Annotated in this window: 1 protein-coding gene; it reads right to left on the minus strand. The window is 69.4% G+C overall.

The features are described 5' to 3' along the window. Positions 1 to 86: 86 nt before the first annotated feature. Positions 87 to 1,049 (minus strand): Dyp-type peroxidase (locus QH195_RS02445; protein WP_280434178.1); only part of this gene is annotated, 963 nt, incomplete at its 5' end.

Here is a 1,049-nt window from a genome sequence, read left to right on the forward strand (position 1 = left end):
TAGGCCGGATGCCGGTCGACCGAGGCCCGGTGGTTCGCAACGCCGAAGGCAGTGACGAACCACCGGGACCCCGGGGCCTCCCTGTCTCAGCGACCGAGTAGACCCTCACCGATATAGCTGTCCGAGCCGATCCCCGGCGGAATCGCGAATACCGCGGAGCCGACCGGGGTGGTCCATTCGTTGAGCGCGTCGAATTCGTCGAGGCGTCGCTGAATCGGCACGAACTGGGCGGTGATATCGCGCTGGAACGAGACGAACAGCAGACCCGAGTTCGATACCGTCCCCGGAGCCGGTGGATCGTCGTAGTTGTAGACGCGCCGGAATATCCGTTCACCGGGATGGGTGTGATGGGCGCGGGCGATATGCGCGCTCGGCGGTATGACCGGTATACCGTTTCGGTCGGTCGCCGTGAAATCGGGTTCGTCGGCTTCCCGCACACCGGTCAGCGGAGCCCCGGTGGTCAATGTGCGGCCGACGCTGAGTTCGCGACCGGACCGGTCCAGTTCGTCCCAGGTATCCAGTTCGATCCGGATCCGCCGCACCACCATCGAAGTCCCGTCCCGCATCCAGGGGCGATCGGATCCGTCGTCCCACACCAGCGAATCGAAATCCGCGGTACCGGGTTCCGGATTGGTCGTACCGTCCACCTGACCCATCAGGTTGCGCATCGTGACGCCCGGAGCCTCGGTTCCCCGGGCCCGGCGGAACCCGCGCTGCGTCCATCGCACGGTGGCCAGTGACCGGACGTTCTTCGACAGCACCCGCACCGTATGCGCGACGGTGACCGGATCGTCGGAGCACACCTGCAGGGCCAGATCCGCACCGGTGTAGGCCGGGTCGAGGCGATCGATCGTGAACGCGGGCAGCGGCGCGAGCCACGGTGGCGCGGCGTCCGGCCGGCCCAGCGCCGCGAAGACGCCCGGACCGAATCCGACGGTCACGGTCAGGCGCGCCCGCCCGCGGGCCCGGGGGGGGTGGGGATGAGCGCGCGCGGGGCGGGCCCGGGGGGGGGGGGCGGTATAGGCCGGGCCGCGGCTTCTGGGTCGTGC

Origin of the sequence: Nocardia carnea (genome assembly GCF_029868855.1) — a bacterium.
Classification (GTDB): domain Bacteria; phylum Actinomycetota; class Actinomycetes; order Mycobacteriales; family Mycobacteriaceae; genus Nocardia; species Nocardia carnea_A.